The organism is Phenylobacterium sp. (genome assembly GCF_036501465.1).
GTDB lineage: Bacteria > Pseudomonadota > Alphaproteobacteria > Caulobacterales > Caulobacteraceae > Phenylobacterium.
Genome location: NZ_DASYAF010000085.1, coordinates 1 through 2,174, shown reverse-complemented (window position 1 = coordinate 2,174; position 2,174 = coordinate 1). Strand labels below are relative to the sequence as shown.

Sequence of the window (2,174 nt, the reverse complement as noted above, 5' to 3'; positions counted from 1 at the left end):
AGGATCACGGTGGGCAGGGCGATGACGGCGGCGGCGCCGATGGCGATCGCCGTCCAGCCCTGGCCAAGCTGGCGCAGGATCAGCGCCAGCGGCTCGGCACTGCCCGCGAACCGCGCATAGGACATGGCGCCGACCGCGACGGCGGCGACGGCGACATAGATGGCCGTGCAGGCGACCATCGAGCCGATGATGCCGATCGGCAGGTCGCGGCCGGGGTTCTTGGTCTCCTCGGCGGCGGTCGACAGGGCGTCGAAACCGTAGAAGGCGAAGAAGATGATGGCGGCCGCCGCCATCACCCCGTGGCGCGCGCCGCCGATGTCGGTCCCCGCGAATCCGTAGGGCATGAAGGGATGGAAGTTGGCGGCGTGGAAATGCGGCGCCGCCACCACGACGAAAAGACCGAGGGCCGCGATCTTCACGGCGACCAGCACCGCGTTGACGGTGGCGCTTTCGCGGGTTCCGAGGCTTAGGAGGCCGACCACGAGGGCGATGATGGCGATGGCCGGCAGATTGATCAGGCCGCCGGCATAAAAGCCGACGCTGAGCGCCGTCGGCGGATGCACGCCGACCGCGTTCAGGAAGCCGACCGCATAGCCGGACCAGCCGACGGCCACGGCGCTGACCACCAGGGAATATTCCAGGATCAGGCTCCAGCCCACCGCCCAGGCGATGATCTCGCCGAGCGCCACATAGCTGTAGGTATAGGCGCTGCCGGAAACCGGGATCATGGTCGCGACCTCGGCATAGGCCAGCGCCGCGCAGGCGCAGACCGCGCCGGCGATCAGGAAGGACAACAGCACGGCCGGCCCGGCCAGGTTCGCGCCGACGCCGATCAGCGTGTAGATGCCGGTGCCGACGATCGCCCCGACGCCCAGCGGGATCAGGTGCCACCAGCTCAGGCTGGGCTTCAGCCGGTGGTCGGGGTGCAACGCCTCGAGCGAGACGGTTTTCCGGTGCAGCAGCGAGGTCGTCACGGCCGCTCACCTGTCCACTCCCAGTGCCAGGGCTCGAAGACGTAGTTGATGAAGCCGAAGCGGCGCGCATTGGCGACCAGCCAGCGATAGGCCGGCGTGCGCGACTGGTAGAGGCGATTGGCGTCGTCGGAGGAATCGTCCGTGAAGCCCGGGGCCGCGCCCAGCACCAGGTCGACGGCCAGGCCGGTGCGGTGGGAGGAGCACTCGGCGCGGACCAGGCCCAGGCAGTTCAGCTCGGCCGCACAACGGGCGGCGTCGTCCGCCGGATCGCGATAGCCGGAAAAGACGGTGAGCAGCTGCGGGTCGGCGGCGACCTCCGGAACCTCCCGGCGGGCGGCGGCGACCATGCGGCGGAGCGCCTTCAGCGCCCGGGGCCGCAGCTGCACCACCCTGTCGAGGCGGCTCTCCTCCGGCGTCAGGTCGGCGAGACGGGTCGGCGGGTCGGGGCATATCCCGTCCTTGCGCAGGGCGACGAACGGCCGGCGCGCCTGCCAGGCGTCCTTCATCGCGGCGAAGGTGTCGGCATCGACCGCCCCGTGCGCCTCCAGTCCGTGCACGAACTGCCAGCGCGCCAGGGCTCGCGCGAAGCCGGGCGTATCGATGGCGCAGGCCGTGTGCGCCTCGCGGGCGATGGCCGGGGCGTAGATGGCCCAGCCGGTCTCGGGCTTGCCGAACGGCGTGAGCGGCAAGGTGATCAGGGAGTCGGTGTTGGCCCTGACGGCCGCGGCGAAGGCGCGATGGCCGCCGCATCCGTCCCGGACGCCAAAGACCGGGCTGGCACGGGCGAAACTGGCGAAGCAAACGGTCGCCGCGACCAAACCAATGGTCGTTAACATCGCGATCCTTCTCCCCTTGCGGGAGAAGGTGTCAGCGAAGCTGACGGATGAGGGGTCGCGCTTACCTCGGCCGCCTACTGGCGTCGACTTTCCCGAAACGGTTGTGCGACCCCTCATCCGACCCCCTTCGGGGGCCACCTTCTCCCGCAAGGGGAGAAGGCGCCCTCATTTGGCGGCTCAGCTTCGAACTCGGCCGAGCCTTAGCGTTGGATCGACTTCACCCCTTCTCGTTGGAGAAGACGATGGTGCCCGAGGCGGCGAACATGCCGCCGACGCCGTGGGCGATCGAGATCTTGGCGTTCGGAACCTGGGCCGGCGCAATGCCGCGCAGCTGCCGGACGCTCTCCTGCATGGCGTACATGCC

Annotated in this window: 3 protein-coding genes and 1 pseudogene; 1 reads left to right on the top strand and 3 read right to left on the bottom strand. The window is 69.7% G+C overall.

Annotated features, from left to right (window positions below):
* Together VGL85_RS08930 and VGL85_RS08925 are read right to left on the bottom strand one after the other, a co-directional pair.
* The coding region (locus VGL85_RS08930) for an amino acid permease (protein ID WP_414695209.1) at positions 1-974 on the bottom strand (974 nt) is incomplete at its 3' end.
* Positions 971-1,810 (bottom strand): D-alanyl-D-alanine carboxypeptidase family protein, encoded by an 840-nt coding sequence (locus VGL85_RS08925; RefSeq protein ID WP_331588208.1) that lies wholly within the window; start codon positions 1,808-1,810, stop codon positions 971-973. The genes VGL85_RS08930 and VGL85_RS08925, both read right to left, overlap by 4 nt.
* Here VGL85_RS08925 and VGL85_RS08920 point away from each other — a divergent pair.
* Positions 1,797-1,971 (top strand): annotated as a pseudogene (locus tag VGL85_RS08920) (hypothetical protein); the annotation flags it as partial. The gene VGL85_RS08925 and the pseudogene VGL85_RS08920 overlap by 14 nt on opposite strands.
* A gap of 56 nt (positions 1,972-2,027) precedes the next feature.
* Here VGL85_RS08920 and VGL85_RS22150 read toward each other — a convergent pair.
* Positions 2,028-2,162 carry a thiolase C-terminal domain-containing protein gene (locus VGL85_RS22150; protein WP_414695210.1) on the bottom strand — a complete coding sequence of 45 codons (135 nt, stop codon included), beginning with the start codon at positions 2,160-2,162 and terminating at the stop codon, positions 2,028-2,030.
* Between the last annotated feature and the right edge of the window lie 12 nt (positions 2,163-2,174).

Excerpts from the sequence above, each read along its gene's own strand:
- VGL85_RS08925 (WP_331588208.1), bottom strand. The coding sequence starts at position 1,810 with ATGTTAACGACCATTGGTTTGGTCGCGGCGACCGTTTGCTTCGCCAGT.
- VGL85_RS22150 (WP_414695210.1), bottom strand. The coding sequence starts at position 2,162 with ATGCAGGAGAGCGTCCGGCAGCTGCGCGGCATTGCGCCGGCCCAGGTT.